Raw genomic sequence first — 16750 nt, 5'->3', positions numbered from 1 at the left:
ATCCCTTTAAGTGGTCAGAAGTAGCGAACGAGTTGCGCCCAGACCCGCGGCGTGCGGTCGACGTCGCTCTGCGGCTCGGCGTTGCCGAGTTTCCACGCCGCCACCGCGTTGACCTGCCAGCCGTGCGCCGCCCAGCTCGCGCCGAGGCCGCCGGCGCTGAGGCTGCGGTGGTTCTCGCCGCGGCTCCAGCGATCCTTGTTCAGGCGCACTGCGCCGTGGTCGAGGAAGCTCGAGAGTTGCCAGGCCTGGGTCAGCGCATAGCGCAGTTCGAGGTTGGCCAGCCAGCCCTGGTCGCCGGAGGCTTCGCCCTCGGGATAGGCGCGCACGCCGTAGGCGCCGCCGAGGTCGATCTTTTCCGAGGAATCGAGATTGCTGTCGCTGAGCTGCCCTTGCAGCTGGCCATACAGGCTGAAGCGTTCGCTCAGGCGTTGCAGGCGCACCAAGGCCGGGTTGAGCTTGTTGAAGCGGCCACGGGTGCCGGCGCTGAGGTCGTCGATCAGTTGGTTGCGCGCGCCGTCGATGTTCAGGCTGCCGTGGCTCCAGGCCAGGGCGAAGCTGTTGGCCCCGCCGCCGAGCAGGTCGTCGCGCGAGTTGCCGTTGAGCGCCGCCGTCCACACCCGCGAGCGCTTGTCGCTTTTGGCGGCGAACAGGTCGATATCGTCCTTCAGGCGCTTGTCGTCGAACTGCAGTTGCGCGTACAGCGACAGCGCGCGTGAGCGCAGCAGCGGCTGGATGACGAAGGCGCTGGTGATGCGCGCATTGCCGTGGGCGTCGAGGTCGGCGAAATCCTTGGCCAGCTGGTAGTCCATGTCCGAGTAGGCAATGCCGGCCTGGGTCGCCCAGGGGCCGAGCGGCAACTGGTAGGCGGCGCGGTAGTAGTGCTGCTCCTCGTCGGAGCCGAGCGCGCGGACACTCAGGCGGTCGCCGAGGCCGAGCGGGCTGTTGAGGTTCAGCGTGCCGCCGAGACGGTATTCGCCGGTGAAGCGGTTGCCGTAGTTGTCCGCATCCAGCGAGCCGGACAGCAGCGGACCGGGCTGTACATCCACCTGCAGGTCGGTGGCGCCGACCGCGCTGCCGGGCTTGAGCGTGGACTGCACCTCGACGCCCGGGGTGTCGTTGAGCAGCAGCAGGCTGCGCTCCAGCGAGTCGGCGCGCACCGCCTCGCCCGGCTTGAGCGCAGTCAGTGGCGCCAGCGCGCTGTCGCGCAGGCGCGAGCTGTTGTGCACCTGGATCTGGCCGTAGTGGCCTTCGAGTACGGCGATCTGCACCACGCCGGCGTCGATTTCCTGCGCCGGCAGATAGGCGCGGGCCAGCGGGTAGCCGCGTTCGCGGTAGCGCTGGGTGATGCGCGCGGCGCCGGCCTGCAGTTCGCCGAGGCTGACGCGGCGATTCTGCAGGTCGGCCAGCAGCGGCAGCAGCTCGTCGCTGGTAAGCGCCTGGTTGCCGCTGAGGTGGAAGCCCTTGACCTCCAGGCTCGGTCCGCCGGCCTGCGGCTGGGTAGCCGGTGCGGCCGGCAGGTTGAGTTCGAGCTTCTGCGGTGGCGGCAATTGCAGCGGCTGCTGTTCGATCTCGCGGATCGACTGGCCGGCGTTGGGCGGCAATTCCACCGCTAGCGCTTGAGCAAGCGGGAGCAGGGCGAGGACTAGGGGTACGACGTTACGGCGCATGCTCGGATTCCTTTCAGCAGGCGAATGCCGCTGTCCATGACGGGGCGAATAGACGAGGCCTGGTGGTAGATGGGCTGGCTAGAGGCGGCGGTTCGGCATGCAGGACTGCATGGCTAGGGCAAAGCAGGACTAAGGTGCCGAGCCCGGCGGGATGGCCAGGCACTGCGCGGCTGTCGAGGTGCACTGCTGGCTCCCGGCGTGTGGTTGTGTTGGGCGGACGACTGCGCAGGCTAGCGATGCATCCGCGACAAGGACATACGGCAGATGGCGTATTTTTCCCGTGCCGGGACTATCTCGACTTGCGCCGAGGAGGCTCAGGTTCGGGGGCAAGGGAACAGCCATGTCCCCATTGCGTGCTGCCCGGAGCGGCCGCCTGGCTCCCGCCTGCCGCCGAGGCGATGCCCGGCGGCGGCAGTGCTGGGCCCAACCCGACCTACTTCTGCTCGCTCTGCGGCGTGACGCGCAGCACTTCCTCGATGGTGCTCTGGCCGGCGGCGACCTTCTGCGCGCCGGACAGGCGCAGGCTGCGCATGCCGTCCTTGAAGGCGGCGCGGCGCAGGGCGATGAGGTCGGTGTCGGCGGTGATCAGCGGCTTGATGTTGTCGTTCAGCAGCATGATCTCGTACACCCCGGCGCGCCCGCGGTAGCCGGTGTCGCGGCATTCCAGGCAGCCGACGGCGCGCATCGCCTGGGTCGGTGGCGGCGCGCTCCAGGGTTTGGTCAGGCTCTGCCAGTCGGCCTCGTCGAGCGTCACCGGCGCCTTGCAGTGCGGGCACAGGGTGCGCACCAGGCGCTGGGCCATCACCCCGAGCAGGGTGGCCTTGAGCAGGTAGTAGGGTACGCCGAGTTCGAGCAGGCGGCTGATGGCGCTCGGCGCGTCGTTGGTGTGCAGGGTCGACAGCACCAAGTGGCCGGTGAGCGCCGCCTGGATCGCCATCTCCGCGGTCTCCAGGTCGCGGATCTCGCCGACCATGATGATGTCCGGGTCCTGGCGCATCAGCGCGCGCACGCCGCTGGCGAAGGTCAGCTCGATGTTGGCCTGCACCTGCATCTGGTTGAACGCCGGCTCGATCATCTCAATCGGGTCCTCGATGGTGCAGACGTTCACCTCGCTGGTGGCCAGCTGCTTGAGGGTGGTGTACAGCGTGGTGGTCTTGCCCGAGCCGGTCGGCCCGGTGACCAGGATGATGCCGTTGGGTTGGCCGGTCATGCTCTGCCAGCGCTTGAGGTCGTCGGCGGAGAAACCGAGCTGGTCGAAGTTCTTCAGCAGCACCTCGGGGTCGAAGATACGCATCACCATCTTCTCGCCGAAGGCGGTGGGCAGGGTCGACAGGCGCAGCTCGACCTCGCCGCCGTCCGGGGTCTTGGTCTTGATCCGGCCGTCCTGCGGCTTGCGCTTCTCGGCGACGTTCATCCGCCCGAGGCTCTTCAGGCGGCTGACGATGGCCATGGTGACCTGCGGCGGGAACTGGTAGACGTTGTGCAGCACGCCGTCGATGCGAAAGCGCACGGTGCCCATCTCGCGGCGCGGCTCGATGTGGATGTCGCTGGCGCGCTGCTGGTAGGCGTACTGGAACAGCCAGTCGACGATGTTGACGATGTGCGCGTCGTTGGCGTCCGGTTCCTGGTCCTGGGCGCCGAGGCTGAGCAGCTGCTCGAAGTTGCCGACACCGCTGATCTTCTGGTCGGCGTGGGTGGCGCCGCTGACCGACTTGGCCAGGCGGTAGAACTCCAGGGTGTAGCGCTGGATGTCGCCGGGGTTGGCCACCACGCGCTTGATCGGCCGCTTCAGCACGTGGGTCAGGTTGGACTCCCAGCCGTGCACGAAGGGCTGCGCGCTGGCGATGGTCACCGCCTCGCTGTCCACCGCCACGGCGAGGATCTTGTGGCGCTGGGCGAAGGCGTAGGACATCAGCGGGGTGATGGCGGCGACGTTGATCTTCAGCGGGTCGATGCGCAGGTAGGGCTGCCCGGACCATTGCGCCAGCCACACCGTGAGGCTTTCCAGGTCGAACTTCTTGCCCGGGCGCTGGCGGTCGTCGAGTTGCTGGCTGGCGAGGAACTCCAGCGGATGCTGCTGGTTGCTCGCCGCACTCCGACGGATCGCCAGGCATTGCTCGGCGGTGTCCTGGTCGAGACGACCCTGGACGACCAGTTCGCGCAGCAGTTCGGCGAGGTCGAGGATGCGATCGGCGGCGGGCGAAGCAATGGCGGACATGGGGCTCCCTTTTGGTTCCTGCACAAGGCGCTACGGCACTGTAGGGTGGATGTCGCTTTTCACATCCACCGGCTGTTGGTGGAAAACGCTGCGCGGTTTTCCACCCTACCGCCTGAAGCCTATCGCGTCAGGGCCTTCCAGGCTTTGAGCGCCGCCACAGTATGGGCCTGGGCGGTACGCGCGACCAGCAGCTCGGGGTCGAGCGGGCGGCTGGCGAGTTCGGCCAGCTTGCTCAGCTCGCCGTACAGGCGGTCGACTTCGGGCACCTCCAGCACTTGGCGCGCCAGGCGCAACCAGACCAGCAGGCGTTCGAGGCGCGGCAGCTGCTCGCCGAGGTCTTCCGGCTGCTGCTGATAACGCTTGAGCTGCAGCGCCGCGCCTTCCTCGCCGAACAGATGGGTCAGCCAGTTGCTCAGCTGCGCGGCGCCCTGGCGGTTGCCGCGGTTGCTGCGCTGCGCCGCCCAGCGGCGCTGCAGCAGCCACTGCGAGGCCTGCAGGGAGAACAGGCCCCAGCGGGTTGCGGCCAGTTCCGCGGCGAACTGCGCGGGCGCCGCCTGGCGCACGGCCTCGTCGTCCTGGCCGGCCTGGATGCGCGGGCGCCAGTCGTCCAGCAGGGCGTCGAGGGTGGCGCGCAACTCATGGCTGGCGACCCGCGGCGCGGCCTGGCCGAGGCTGCTGAGCAGGGCGCGCAGCTCGGCGAGCTGGGCGACCCAGTCGACCAACAGGCGCCAGTGGCCGTTGAAGCGGTATTGCTCGGCGAGGCGCTGGCTGCTGCCGAGCAGGTGCCAGGCGAGGGCGGCGAAGGCGTCGTCGAGCGGCTGTTCGGCGCCGAGCGCCGGGGCCGGCAGGCCGAGGGCGTAGCTGGCGGCATCGAACAGGCGGTAGCCGCGCTCGGCCTTGCTGATGTCGCAGGGCATCAGCGGCAAGCTGGCGGCCAGTTCGGTGGCCAGTTCCAGCAGGGCCTCGGGCTCGCCCTGGCGCAGCTCCAGCTCGAGCTCGCAGATCTCTTCCTCACGGCCATCGGCGCTGACTTTGCCGAGGTCCAGCGCCGCCTCGATCACCACCTTGGTCTTGCCGCGGCCCCAGGCGATCTCGGCGCGCTCGCGGACGAAGTCGGTGGTGAACAGCGGCTGCAGCAGCCGCTTGTCCAGGTCCGCCAGGCTGGCCGGCCAGCAGTCGTCGCCGAGCAGTTGCGGGTCGAGTTGCGGCTGCTCCAGATACCAGTCCCACTCGTGGCGCTCGGACAGCCCGGCGACGCTCTGGCCGCGGCTCTTCAGGGTCTGGATATAGCTGTCGCCATCGCGGCGCAGGCGCAGCGCGACCTTGGCCTCGGCCAGCTCGCGCGCCGGCGTGTCGTAGTACTGGTTGAACAGCTCGCGGCGTTCCCAGCCCGACTTGTTGCGTTTCTTCAGCAGCGGGTGGTCGCGCAGGGCGGCGAGCGTTTCGCGGCTGGCGCGCAGCTTGATTTCGGTTTCTTTGTTCATGGACGGACGATTCGGACGCAGCACGGCGCGGCTGCCAAGACGGCAAAGTCTACAGGACAAGCCCGCCGCCTGCCGGGCTGGCTGTGGCGGCCGAGGGAAACCGCTGAGCTAGGCTGACCGGCTAAGCCATTTAGTCCCGCGCTGGGAGTAACTTCGCCGCTACCGGCGGCCCTCTTTGTCTTTATGATGGGTCCATTCGCTGGAGACCGCCGATGCCCCTGCCATCCTTGAAAGAGCAATTCGCCGCGCTGATCGCCGCGCCCTCGGTGAGCTGTACCCAGGCGCACCTGGATCAGTCCAACCGTGGGGTGATCGAGCTGCTGGCCGGCTGGCTCGGCGATCTCGGCTTTCATTGCGAGACGCAGGAAGTCAGCCCCGGCAAGTTCAACCTGCTGGCCAGCTACGGCAGCGGCCCCGGCGGCCTGGTGCTGGCCGGCCACAGCGACACCGTGCCCTACGACGCGGCGCTATGGCACAGCGACCCGCTGCAGCTCACCGAGCGCGACGGCCGCTGGATCGGCCTCGGCGTGTGCGACATGAAGGGCTTCTTCCCGCTGATCATCGAGGCCGTGCAACCGCTGCTGGATCAGCCGTTCAAGCAGCCGTTGCTGATCCTCGCCACCTGCGACGAGGAGAGCTCGATGGCCGGCGCCCGGGCCCTGGCCGCCGCCGGGCGGCCGCTGGGGCGCGCGGCGGTGATCGGCGAGCCGACCGGGCTGAAGCCGATCCGTCTGCACAAGGGGGTGATGATGGAGCGCATCGACATCCTCGGCCAGAGCGGCCATTCCTCCGACCCGAGCCTCGGCCACAGTGCCCTCGAGGCCATGCACGATGCCATCGGCGCGCTCAAGCAGTTGCGTCAGCAGTGGCAGCAGGAGTTCAACAACCCGCAGTTCAGCGTGCCGCAGCCGACCCTCAACTTCGGCTGCATCCACGGCGGCGACAACCCCAACCGCATCTGCGGCCAGTGCGCCCTGGAGTTCGACCTACGCCCGCTGCCGGGTATGGACCCGGAGCAGCTGCGTGCGGCGATCCGCGCCAAGTTGCAGCCGCTGGCCGCCCTGCATCAGGTGCGCATCGACTACGCGCCGCTGTTCCCCAGCGTGCCGCCGTTCGAACAGCCGGCCGCGGCCGAGCTGGTGCGCCTGGCCGAACGCCTGACCGGGCATGCGGCCGAGTCGGTAGCATTCGGCACCGAAGCGCCTTATCTTCAGCAGCTCGGCTGCGAGACTATAGTGCTCGGCCCGGGCGACATCGCCTGCGCCCACCAGCCGGACGAATTTCTCGACTTGTCACGCCTGCAGCCGACCGTGCGTCTGCTGCGGGAATTGATCGGCCACTATTGCCTGAGCCCGAACTGAGCGGAGTGCCACCTGTGCTGCGACGATGAATACGAACTGCCCCCTCTCCCGCTTGCGGGAGAGGGTTGGGGAGAGGGCCGGCGCCAGTCACCCTCTCCCCCGGCCCCTCTCCCATAAATGGGCGAGGGGAGCACTCGAGTTCCGCCACGCAGGTCTTTCCATGCCCGAATACGTCACCTGGCTCCGCCACGCTTCGCCCTACATCAACGCCCACCGGGAGCGCACCTTCGTGGTCATGCTGCCCGGCGACGGCGTCGCCCATCCGAACTTCGGCAACATCGTCCACGATCTGGTGCTGCTGCACAGCCTCGGCGTGCGCCTGGTGCTGGTGCACGGCTCGCGTCCGCAGATCGAGGCGCGCCTGGCCGCGCGCGGGCTGGCGCCGCACTTCCACCGCGACCTGCGGGTCACCGATGGGCCGACCCTGGAGTGCGTGATCGATGCCGTCGGCCAGCTGCGCATCGCCCTCGAGGCGCGCCTGTCGATGGACATGGCCGCCTCGCCGATGCAGGGCGCACGCCTGCGCGTGACCGGCGGCAACTTCGTCACCGCGCGGCCGATCGGCGTGGTCGAGGGCATCGACTACCACCACACCGGCGAGGTGCGCCGGGTCGACCGCAAGGGCATCGGCCGCCTGCTCGACGAGCGCGCCATCGTCCTGCTGTCGCCGCTCGGCTACTCGCCCACCGGCGAGATCTTCAACCTCGCCTGCGAGGACGTGGCGACCCGCGCGGCCATCGAGCTGGGCGCCGAGAAGCTGCTGCTGTTCGGCGCCGAGCAGGGCCTGCTCGACGCCGACGGCAAGCTGGTGCGCGAGCTGCGTCCGCAGCAGGTCGCCCCGCATCTGCAGCGGCTCGGCAACAGCTACCAGGCGGAACTGCTGGATGCCGCCGCCGAGGCCTGCCGTGGCGGCGTGGCGCGCAGCCATATCGTCAGCTATGCCGAGGACGGCGCGCTGCTCACCGAGCTGTTCACCCGCGATGGCGGCGGCACCCTGGTGACCCAGGAGCAGTTCGAGTCGCTGCGCGAGGCGAGCATCGAGGACGTCGGCGGCCTGATCGAGCTGATCACCCCGCTGGAGCAGCAGGGCATCCTGGTGCGCCGTTCGCGCGAGGTGCTCGAGCGCGAGATCGGCCAGTTCAGCATCGTCGAGCGCGACGGCCTGATCATCGCCTGCGCCGCGCTGTATCCGATTGCCGACTCCGACAGCGGCGAGCTGGCCTGCCTGGCGGTCAATCCCGAATACCGCCATGGCGGGCGCGGCGACGAACTGCTGGAGCGCATCGAGGAGCGCGCGCGGGCCCAGGGGCTGAAGACCCTGTTCGTGCTCACCACCCGCACCGCCCACTGGTTCCGCGAGCGCGGCTTCGAGCCGAGCGGGGTCGAGCGCCTGCCGACCGCGCGCGCCTCGTTGTACAACTATCAGCGCAACTCGCAGATCTTCGAGAAGACGCTGTAGGGGGTGAGGGGCCGCAGGATGGGTTGAGCGAAGCGATACCCATCGGCGCCGCGGCGATGGGTATCGGCGCTGCGCTTCTCAACCCATCCTACGGAACTTGGGAGAGGGGGAGGGGCCGTGGCGGGAGGTAGAGAGATCTGGCCGTAGCCCGGATGCAATCCGGGACATGCGCGGCCCGGCTTTCCCGGATTAGATCCGGGCTACCTGCGCGCTGGTGAAAGGGTCGGCGGGCGGTTGTTTCTATATGGCGAGGGATCAGGCGCTTTTCAGCAGGCGCTGGTACTGCTCTTCACCGTCGTCCCAGCCGGCTTCCCAGGCGGCGGCGAGCACTTCCGCACTGTAGGGTTGCTGGCTCGGTGGGTGGCCGGTGAGACCGGCCATGTAGCCTTGCTGGTAGGCCTTGTTCAGGCTGTCCAGGCTCCATTGGCGGTCATCGTTGGACCGGTCATCTTCAGGTAGGGCCTCGGTGGGCTCCATGGTGCGGGCTCGCATCGTTCGTACCCGGTAAGCCTAGCCGGGCCGCCGCGCCCCGGCTGTGCCACCGGTCCCACGGTCGCCGCCATTGCTGCGTTTTGTGACGCACTCGACTAAATCGCCGCGCCCCCGGCCTAGACCGCCAGGCCGAGGATGCTCGCCTGGTAGGCGGCGACGAAGGCGTCGAAGTCGCCCTCCTGGCTGGCCTCCAGTTCGGCCTGCTCGGCCAGCGACTGCCGCGCCAGGGCCTCGAACTCCGTTTGTTGCGCGGCCTCGAGCGGCTGGCTGCGGAAGTATTCGGCATGCGCCTGGCTCTGGCGCAAGGCGAAGGCGGCGAAGCTTTCGCCGTGCTGCTGCAGGCTGGCGAGCACCTGCGCCGAGGGCGTCAGGCTCGGGTCGTCGAGCTTGGCACGTTGCGCCGCCAGCGCCTCGGCGTGGGCTGTGCCGCCCTGGCTCTGGTCGAGCAGTTCGGCGAGCGGCAGGATTTGCTCGAGCAGCGCATGGCCCCAGTCGCGCAGGGCGATCTGTTCGCCGCGGTGTTGCAGGTGCAGGCCCGGGCGCCGACCTTCCTTGACCACCTTGAGGAAGTTGTCGGTACAGGCGCGGCATTCGTCGCCGGCCAGCAGTGGGCTGTCCTGCAGCGCGCAGTAGAGCAGGAAGGCATCGAGGAAGCGCGCTTCGGGTAGATCGATGCCCAACGGCAGGAAGGGGTTGATGTCCAGGCAGCGCACTTCGACGTACTGCACGCCGCGCGCCAGCAGCGCCTGGAGCGGCCGTTCGCCGCTGTAGGTGACGCGCTTGGGGCGGATGCTCGAGTAGTACTCGTTTTCGATCTGGATCACGTTGGTGTTCAGCTGCTGCCACTCGCCATCGCGCTTGGTACCGAGCTCGGCATAGGCCGGGTAGGGCGTGGCTACCGCCTGGCGCAGGCTGTCGGTGTAGCTGGCCAGAGCGTTGTAGCAGGGCGTCAGGCCGGACTGGGCGCTGCTCTGGTAGCCCAGGTCGCTCATCCGCAGGCTGGTGGCGTAGGGCAGGTACAGGGTCTGCGCATCCAGCTGCTTGAGCTGGTGCGGGCGGCCGCGCAGGAAGCCGGCATCCAGGGCCGGCGAGGCGCCGAACAGGTACATCAGCAGCCAGCTGTAGCGGCGGAAGTTGCGGATCAGGGCGATGTAGCTGGCCGACTGGTAGTCGCGCTGGCTTTGCGTGTCGCCGTCGAGCTGCTGCAGCAGCGGCCACAGGGCTTCCGGCAGGGAGAAGTTGTAGTGGATGCCGGCGATGCATTGCATGGTCTTGCCGTAGCGCAGCGCCAGGCCCTGGCGGTACACGTACTTGAGGCGGCCGATGTGCGAGCTGCCATAGCGGGCGATGGGAATAGTCTCCTCGCCGGGCAGCGGGCAGGGCATCGAGGCGCTCCACAGGTACTCGCCGTCGAGCTTGCTGTAGACGAAGCGGTGAACCCGCTCGAGGTCGGCGAGGGTGGCCGCCGGGTCGGTTTCCGCCGGGGTGATGAACTCCAGCAGCGACTCCGAATAGTCGGTGGTGATCTGCGGGTGGGTCAGCGCCGAGCCCAGCGCAGGCGCGTGCGGGGTCAGCGCCAGCTGGCCCTGGGCATCGACCCGCAGGCATTCGCGCTCGATGCCGTGCAGGCTTTGGCCGAGCAGGGACAGGTGTTCGGGGGCGCCGAGCAGGGCTCGGCGGCGTTGCAGAAGCTCGCTCAAGATGATTTTCCTTCACGCATCGGTCGCCCCAATATGGGGGTGGATCGGACGTTCTACAAGGCTGGGGAAGGCTGGCGTGATCGCCTGGCCGGGTGATGGGGGTGAGACGGCGGTGATTGTAGGTTGGTGCTGAGCGTAGCGAAGCCCAACGGCGGTCGTTTTGGCAATGGCGATGCCTGAGCCTCCGCTTGTTGGGCTTCGACGCTGCGCGTCTCAACCCAACCTACGCCGCGTCAGACCTGGGCGAAGGTGGCCTGGGCCTTGGCCACCAGTTTCTCGCCCTGGTAGGTGTCCGCTTCGACCACCAGGGTGCGCTTGCCGGCGTGCAGCACCCAGGCGCGGCAGACCAGCTCGCCGGCGCTGACCGGGCGGATGTAGTTGATCTTGCTCTCCAGGGTCACGCTCTGCGCCACGCCGCCGCTGAGGCTGTGGCAGGCCTGGCCCATGGCGGTGTCGATCAGCGAGAACAGCGCGCCGCCGTGCAGCTTGCCGTGCACGTTGCCGAGGCCCTCATGCATCTTCATGTGCACCTCGGCGCGGCCCTCGGCGGCGGAGACGACCTCCAGGCCGAGCAGGCGGCTGAAGGCGCTGCCTGGGTTGGTGGACTCGCTCATCAGTTCTTCCTCAGTTGCTTGGCGTTGGCGAACAGCGAGGCCATGGCGGCATTGCTCGGCGCCGGCTTGTCCTGCGGCGAATGGCGCTCGCTGCGTGGTGCGTTGCCGCGTTGGCCACCGCCGCGCGGGCCCTCGAGCTTCTCGCCGGGGGTGTCGCCCATGCGCATCGACAGGCCGATGCGCTGGCGGGCGATGTCCACTTCCATGACCTTGACCTTGACCACGTCGCCGGCCTTGACCGCCTCGCGCGGGTCCTTGATGAACTTCTCCGACAGCGCCGAGATGTGCACCAGACCGTCCTGATGCACGCCGATGTCGACGAAAGCGCCGAAGTTGGCGACGTTGGTCACCACTCCTTCGAGGACCATGCCCGGCTTGAGGTCCTTGAGCGTCTCGACGCCATCCTGGAAGGCCGCGGTCTTGAACTCCGGACGCGGGTCGCGGCTCGGCTTGTCGAGTTCGGTGAGGATGTCGGTGACGGTCGGCAGGCCGAAGCGCTCGTCGGTGAACTGCTTGGGATCGAGGCGCTTGAGGAAGCCCGAGTCGCCGATCAGCGAGCGGATGTCGCGGCCGGTGCCTTGCGCGATGCGCTGCACCAGCGGGTAGGTTTCCGGGTGCACCGCCGAGGCGTCCAGCGGGTTGTCGCCGTTCATCACGCGCAGGAAGCCTGCGGCCAGCTCGAAGGTCTTGTCGCCCAGGCGCGGCACCTGCTTCAGCGCGGCGCGGCTCTTGAACGCGCCGTTGGCGTCGCGGAACTGCACGATGTTCTGCGCCAGGGTGCTGTTCAGCCCTGAGATGCGCGCCAGCAGCGCCGCCGAGGCGGTGTTGACGTCGACGCCGACGGCGTTCACGCAGTCTTCGACCACGGCATCCAGGCTGCGCGCCAGCTTCAGCTGCGACACGTCGTGCTGGTACTGGCCGACGCCGATGGCCTTCGGCTCGATCTTCACTAGTTCGGCCAGCGGGTCCTGCAGGCGGCGGGCGATGGACACCGCGCCGCGGATCGACACGTCGAGGTCGGGGAATTCCTTGGCCGCCAGCTCGGAGGCCGAATACACCGAGGCGCCGGCCTCGCTGACCATGATCTTGGTCATGTTCAGGCCCGGGTATTTCTTGATCAGCTCGGCGGCCAGCTTGTCGGTCTCGCGGCTGGCGGTGCCGTTGCCGATGGCGATCAAATCGACCGCATGCTTGGCGCACAGCTTGCCGAGGGTCGCCAGGGTGCCGTCCCAGTCGTTGCGCGGCGCGTGCGGGTAGACGGTGGCGGTGTCCAGCAGCTTGCCGGTGGCATCCACCACGGCGACCTTGCAGCCGGTGCGCAGGCCGGGGTCGAGGCCGAGGGTGGCGCGCGGCCCGGCCGGGGCGGCGAGCAGCAGGTCGTGCAGATTGCGGGCGAACACGCTGATCGCCTCGTCCTCGGCCTTCTCGCGCAGCTCGCCGAACAGGTCGGTCTCCAGGTGGCTATAGAGCTTGACCTTCCAGGTCCAGCGCACCACTTCGCCGAGCCATTTGTCGGCGCTACGACCTTGATCCTTGATGCCGAAACGCGCGCCGATCATGCCTTCGCAGGGGTGCAGGCTGCCCGGCTGCTCGTCGCCGACCTTCAGCGCGGCGCTTAGCACGCCTTCGTTGCGGCCGCGGAAGATCGCCAGGGCGCGGTGCGAGGGCACGTTCTTCAGCGGCTCGTCGTGCTCGAAATAGTCGCTGAATTTCGCCCCTTCGGCTTCCTTGCCGGCCACCAGGCGCGCGCTGAGGCTGGCGTGGTCCTTGAGGAAGCCACGCAGCTGGTCGAGCAGCAGGGCGTCCTCGGCGAAGCGTTCCATGAGGATGTACTTGGCGCCTTCGAGCACGGCCTTGACGTCGGCGAAGCCCTTCTCGGCATCGACGAAGCGCGCCGCCTCGGCTTCCGGACTCAGGCTCGGGTCGCCGAACAGCGCGTCGGCCAGCTCGCCGAGGCCGGCTTCCAGGGCGATCTGGCCCTTGGTGCGGCGCTTCTGCTTGTACGGCAGGTAGAGGTCTTCGAGGCGGGTCTTGGTGTCGGCCAGGCGGATCTCGCGGCTCAGCTCGGGGGTCAGCTTGCCCTGTTCCTCGATGCTGGCGAGGATCGCGGTGCGCCGCTCCTCCAGCTCGCGCAGGTAGCGCAGGCGCTCTTCGAGCAGGCGCAGCTGGGTGTCGTCGAGGCTGCCGGTGACCTCTTTGCGGTAACGGGCGATAAAGGGTACGGTCGAGCCCTCATCGAGCAGGGCGACGGCGGCGGCCACCTGTTGCGGCAGCACGCGGCCGGTGGGCAGGGCGGACAGTTCTTCGGCGATGCGTTGGTTGATGCTGTCCATGACATTGACTGACATACGACAAAACTCCCTGAACACTGACGGAGTTGAGGACAAGCCGGGCTTGCCGCGAAAAGGGCGGCATTATAACCAGGCTGTTGGGCGGCGGTCGGCAAAAGCGCCGAGCCCGCGGTGTGCTGAACTGACCGGCGGCAGCCGTCGATGTTCCCCGGTGCGGCTGGGGAAAAATCTGCTAACGAATGCCGCGCCCGTGCCAACCGGCGCCTGGGCCATAATGGCGCGTGATTTTCAAAGGAGCCCGTATGAGCAGCACTGCCACCGTTGAAGGCGAAAAAATTCTCATCGTGGATGACGACCCGGGGCTGCGGCGCCTGCTCGAGCGGTTTCTCGACGAGCAGGGCTACCGCGTGAAGGCGGTGGAGAACGTCGAGCAGATGGACCGCCTGCTGGCCCGCGAACTGTTCCAGCTGGTGGTGCTCGATCTGATGCTGCCAGGTGAGGATGGCCTGTCGGCATGCAAGCGCCTGCGCGCGGCGAACAACCAGGTGCCGATCATCATGCTCACCGCCAAGGGCGACGAGTCCAGCCGCATCCATGGCCTCGAACTGGGCGCCGACGACTACCTGGCCAAGCCCTTCAACCCGCGCGAGCTGTTGGCGCGGATCAAGGCCGTGCTGCGCCGGCAGACCCCGGCGGTGCCGGGCGCGCCGGACAGCGAAGACGCCACGGTCAGCTTCGGCGACTACCAGCTGTTCCTCGCCACCCGCGAGCTGAAGCGCGGCGCCGAGACGCACATGCTCACCACCGGCGAGTTCGCCGTGCTCAAGGCCCTGGTCCAGCACGCCCGCGAGCCGCTGACCCGCGACAAGCTGATGAACCTCGCCCGCGGCCGCGAATGGGACGCCCTGGAGCGTTCCATCGACGTGCAGATCTCGCGCCTGCGCCGGCTGATCGAGCCGGACCCGTCGAAGCCGCGCTATATCCAGACGGTCTGGGGCGTCGGCTACGTGTTCGTGCCCGACGGCAACAAATAAGTCGTAGGGTGGGTTGGCCGAAGGCGTAACCCACCAAAGGTGTTCAAGTCTGGCGCCCCTCCGGGCCGCATGGTGGGTTACGCCGCTGCGCGGCTAACCCACATTCACCTGTGATCGCGTTATGAAAACCCCCGTCTGGTTCCCGCAAAGCTTCTTCGCCCGCACCCTGTGGCTGGTGCTGATCGTGGTGCTGTTCTCCAAGGCGCTGACCCTGGTCTATCTGCTGCTCAACGAGGACGTGCTGGTCGACCGCCAGTACAGCCACGGTGCGGCGCTGACCCTGCGCGCCTACTGGGCCACCCACGAGAACGCCCGCGACGAGGTGGCCAAGGCCGCCGGGCTGCGCTGGCGGGCGGATGACGAGGCGCCGGCGGGCGAGTACCACTGGCCGTACACCGATGTGTTCCAGCGACAGATGCGCATGGAGCTGGGCCCGGATACCGAGGTGCACCTGCGCGTCCATCACCCCTCGGCGCTCTGGGTGCGTGCACCGAGCCTTGGCGAGGGCTGGGTCGAGGTGCCTTTGTATCCGCATCCGCTGCGCGGGCAGAAGATCTGGAGCGTGCTCGGCTGGTTCCTGGCCATCGGCGTGTTGTCCACCGCCGCCGCCTGGATCTTCGTGCGCCAGCTCAGTGCACCGCTCAAGCGCCTGGTGTTCGCCGCCCGCCAGCTCGGTCAGGGCAGCAGCGTGCGCCTGCCGGTCAGCGACACGCCGAGCGAGATGACCGAGGTCTACCGCGCCTTCAACCAGATGGCCGAGGACGTCGAGCAGGCCGCCCGCGAGCGCGAGCTGATGCTGGCCGGGGTGTCGCACGACCTGCGCACGCCGCTGACCCGCCTGCGCCTGTCGCTGGAGCTGCTGAACAGCGACGCCGAGCTGACCGAGGACATGGTCCGCGACATCGAGGACATGGACGCCATCCTCGACCAGTTCCTCGCCTTCATCCGCGATGGTCGTGACGAGCGCGTGGAGGAGGCCGACCTGGCCGAGCTGGTGCGCGAGGTGGTGGCACCGTTCAACCAGAGCGCGGAGCGCGTGCGCCTGTGCCTGGAGCCGATGCCGTGCATGCCGCTGCGGCGGGTGTCGATCAAGCGCCTGCTCAACAACCTGATCGACAACGCCCTGCTGCATGGCGGCTCGTCGGTGGAGGTGGCCGCCTCGCTGTCCGGCGACAGCAGCGCGCCCTACGTGCTGCTCAGCGTGCTGGACCGGGGCAACGGCATCGATCCGGCCGAGCTGGAGGACATCTTCAACCCCTTCATCCGTGGCGACCGCGCCCGTGGCGGCAAGGGCACCGGCCTCGGCCTGGCCATCGTCAAACGCATCGCCGCCCAGCACGGTGGCAGTGTCGAGCTGCGCAACCGCGTCGGCCGCGGCCTGGAGGCGCGGGTCTGCCTGCCACTGGGGCTGCTGTTGCCGCGCGACGCGGCCTAGCGTGGCGCCGCCGCGGGGAGCGGTACTTCGGCGAACGGTACGGGCATCACTACTCGGCCGTCGGCCGGCAGGTGGCTGCGGGTAGCGGCGACGATGCCCTGTTCGTCGAGCAAGCGCAGTGCCTGCGGTTGCTGCGGATCATTGCCGAAGAAGTCCTCCCAGTGGCCGAGCACCGCCAGGCGCGGTCGCAGCAAGCGCAGTAGAGCGTCCGGATAGCCGGGCACCTGATTCCACGAGCCGACGCAGAGGATTGTCACGTCGACCCGTTTGGCGTCCGGCAGCAGCGGTGGGAAGCCCAGCGGCGGGGTACTGACGGCGTCCTGGTAGTGCAAGCGGTAGACCGGCCGGCCCTGTGTGTCGAGCAGGTCCACCAGCCAGGCCAGCGTCTGGCCTTCCTTCCAGCCCCAGATGCTGTCGGGCAGTGCCTTGAGGTCGTGCGTGTAGCCGCCGCCGAGGAACTTGAGGCCGGCGATGTGCGATGCGTGCTCGCTCTCGATGGCCATGACGCGGAAGCGCTTGTGGGGCGAAACGAACCATCGGCCGGGCGTCAGGCCCCGGGCCATGTCGGTCTCGGCGTCGACGATGCGTGAGCGTGGGGTCACCGCAGCGAGGATGTGGCCCATGGTCTTCGAGCCGTAGACCTTCGCTTGCGGCGCGTGCTTGAGCAGCACGCGCGGCACGTCGAGCAGGTGGTCGTAGTGGGCATGGCCGACCAGCAGCAGGCTGGCGTCGGCTGCCGGCGGCATCAGCGCATCGATCCGTGCGTCGTCGGCGACCACCCGTAGCGGCGGCAGGCCGAGAGTCGCCGGGTTGCTGAACGACGGCGCGAACAGCAGAGCTTCGCCGCGCCAGCGCAGCAGGTAGCCGCCGACGCCGAGGTATTGCAGTTTCGGCGCTGCGACCTCGGTCTCGCGCCACAGCGGCAGGCCGCCGGGGTCGCGAGCGCAGCCGGCGAGCAGGAGCAGGCTCAGTACGATGTTCAGGCGCAGCATGGC

General features: G+C 68.5%; 12 protein-coding genes. 4 read left to right on the top strand and 8 right to left on the bottom strand.

The window, feature by feature from the left end; genetic code table 11:
• Positions 1–14: 14 nt before the first annotated feature.
• The 3 genes from D3880_RS21220 to D3880_RS21210 form a co-directional block, all read right to left on the bottom strand.
• Entirely contained in the window at positions 15–1667 is a 1653-nt protein-coding gene (locus tag D3880_RS21220) for a ShlB/FhaC/HecB family hemolysin secretion/activation protein (RefSeq protein WP_119895391.1), read from the bottom strand.
• A gap of 433 nt (positions 1668–2100) precedes the next feature.
• Positions 2101–3885, bottom strand: a complete 1785-nt coding sequence (gene tfpB, locus D3880_RS21215; RefSeq protein WP_119895390.1) for a type IV pilus assembly ATPase TfpB — start codon at positions 3883–3885, stop codon at positions 2101–2103.
• Between the two features lie 119 nt (positions 3886–4004).
• On the bottom strand, positions 4005–5369 hold the full coding sequence (locus D3880_RS21210) for a CYTH domain-containing protein (protein WP_119895389.1): 1365 nt from the start codon (positions 5367–5369) through the stop codon (positions 4005–4007).
• Between the two features lie 212 nt (positions 5370–5581).
• On the opposite strand from D3880_RS21210, the gene argE reads away from it, so the two are divergent.
• Both argE and argA read left to right on the top strand, forming a co-directional pair.
• Positions 5582–6730, top strand: coding sequence for an acetylornithine deacetylase (gene argE / locus D3880_RS21205; RefSeq protein WP_119895388.1), 1149 nt, complete (start codon positions 5582–5584; stop codon positions 6728–6730).
• A 160-nt stretch (positions 6731–6890) separates the two neighbouring features.
• Complete coding sequence (argA, locus tag D3880_RS21200; RefSeq protein ID WP_119895387.1) at positions 6891–8189, top strand: amino-acid N-acetyltransferase; 1299 nt, start codon at positions 6891–6893, stop codon at positions 8187–8189.
• Between the two features lie 255 nt (positions 8190–8444).
• Here argA and rmf read toward each other — a convergent pair whose 3' ends face one another.
• From rmf to D3880_RS21180, 4 genes are all read right to left on the bottom strand, one after another.
• A complete protein-coding gene (rmf, locus tag D3880_RS21195) occupies positions 8445–8666 on the bottom strand; it encodes a ribosome modulation factor (protein ID WP_119895386.1) in 222 nt (73 codons plus the stop codon).
• 131 nt (positions 8667–8797) lie between these two features.
• The gene (gshA, locus tag D3880_RS21190; protein ID WP_119895385.1) at positions 8798–10381 is read right to left on the bottom strand and encodes a glutamate--cysteine ligase; all 1584 of its coding nucleotides are present in this window, start codon (positions 10379–10381) and stop codon (positions 8798–8800) included.
• Positions 10382–10614: 233 nt separating this feature from the next.
• Positions 10615–10995, bottom strand: a complete 381-nt coding sequence (locus tag D3880_RS21185) for a PaaI family thioesterase (RefSeq protein WP_119895384.1) — start codon at positions 10993–10995, stop codon at positions 10615–10617.
• Positions 10995–13328 carry a Tex family protein gene (locus D3880_RS21180; protein ID WP_119895804.1) on the bottom strand — a complete coding sequence of 778 codons (2334 nt, stop codon included), beginning with the start codon at positions 13326–13328 and terminating at the stop codon, positions 10995–10997. Before D3880_RS21180 ends, D3880_RS21185 begins: the two co-directional genes overlap by 1 nt.
• 260 nt (positions 13329–13588) lie before the next feature.
• Here D3880_RS21180 and ompR point away from each other — a divergent pair, with 260 nt between their 5' ends.
• Together ompR and D3880_RS21170 are read left to right on the top strand one after the other, a co-directional pair.
• Positions 13589–14320: an osmolarity response regulator transcription factor OmpR gene (gene ompR, locus D3880_RS21175; protein ID WP_119895383.1), complete on the top strand. Its 732-nt coding sequence runs from the start codon at positions 13589–13591 to the stop codon at positions 14318–14320.
• A 121-nt stretch (positions 14321–14441) separates the two neighbouring features.
• Positions 14442–15755: an ATP-binding protein gene (locus D3880_RS21170; RefSeq protein WP_119895382.1), complete on the top strand. Its 1314-nt coding sequence runs from the start codon at positions 14442–14444 to the stop codon at positions 15753–15755.
• Here D3880_RS21170 and D3880_RS21165 read toward each other — a convergent pair.
• Positions 15752–16747 carry an MBL fold metallo-hydrolase gene (locus D3880_RS21165; protein ID WP_238474383.1) on the bottom strand — a complete coding sequence of 332 codons (996 nt, stop codon included), beginning with the start codon at positions 16745–16747 and terminating at the stop codon, positions 15752–15754. The two genes, D3880_RS21170 and D3880_RS21165, sit on opposite strands and share 4 nt — an antisense overlap.
• Positions 16748–16750: the final 3 nt, after the last annotated feature.

This window comes from Pseudomonas cavernae, assembly GCF_003595175.1.
GTDB lineage: Bacteria > Pseudomonadota > Gammaproteobacteria > Pseudomonadales > Pseudomonadaceae > Aquipseudomonas > Aquipseudomonas cavernae.
The sequence above is the reverse complement of the archived record's forward strand: the minus strand, read 5'-3'. Positions and strand labels throughout refer to the sequence as shown.